Here is a 1027-nt window from a genome sequence, read left to right on the forward strand (position 1 = left end):
GCCGAAGGTGCTGCTGCATGACCATCTGGATGGTGGTTTGCGGCCGGCGACGGTGGTGGAGTTGGCGGACGAGGTGGGTCATGTGTTGCCGGTGACGGATCCGTCGGAGTTGGGTCGGTGGTTCGTCTCGGCGGCGGATTCGGGGTCGTTGGAGCGGTATCTGGAGACGTTTGCGCACACGGTGGCGGTGATGCAGACGGAGGCGGGGTTGTTCCGGGTGGCGGCGGAGTGTGCGGTGGATCTGGCGGCGGACGGGGTGGTGTACGCGGAGGTGCGGTTCGCGCCGGAGCAGCATCTGTCGCGGGGGTTGGGGTTGGGCCAGGTGGTGGAGGCGGTGCTGGCGGGGTTCGCGGCGGGGTGTGCGGAGGCGGCGGAGGCGGGTCGGGTGATCCGGGTGGGGACATTGTTGACGGCGATGCGGCATGCGGCGCGGTCGCAGGAGATCGCGGAGCTGGCGGTGCGGTACCGGGATGTGGGGGTGGTGGGGTTCGATATCGCGGGCGCGGAGGCGGGTTTTCCACCGACGCGGCATTTGGACGCGTTCGAGTTTTTGCAGCGGGAGAATTTCCATTTCACGATTCATGCGGGTGAGGCGTTCGGGTTGCCGTCGATCTGGCAGGCGATTCAGTGGTGTGGTGCGGATCGGTTGGGGCATGGGGTGCGGATTGTGGATGACATCGAGGTGGGTGGGGGTGGGGTGCGGTTGGGGCGGTTGGCGTCGTATGTGCGGGACAAGCGGATTCCGTTGGAGTTGTGTCCGTCGTCGAATGTGCAGACGGGTGCGGTGGGTTCGATTGGTGAGCATCCGGTGGGGTTGTTGCGTGATCTGCGGTTCCGGGTGACGGTGAACACGGACAACCGGTTGATGAGTGGGACGTCGATGTCGCGGGAGATGTGGTTGTTGGTGGAGGCGTTCGGGTGGGGGTGGTCGGAGTTGCGGTGGTTGACGGTGAACGCGATGAAGAGTGCGTTCATCCCGTTCGACGAGCGGCTGGCGGTCATCGACGACGTCATCAAGCCCGCGTAC

The 1027-nt window shown here is 65.7% G+C and carries 1 protein-coding gene; it reads left to right on the plus strand.

The window, feature by feature from the left end; genetic code table 11:
- A partial coding sequence (locus ACFHWU_RS29185) for an adenosine deaminase (RefSeq protein ID WP_416557682.1) occupies positions 1–1027 on the plus strand: 1027 nt, incomplete at both ends.

The sequence above is a fragment of the Micromonospora sp. LOL_015 genome (assembly GCF_048060275.1).
Taxonomy (GTDB): domain Bacteria; phylum Actinomycetota; class Actinomycetes; order Mycobacteriales; family Micromonosporaceae; genus Micromonospora_E.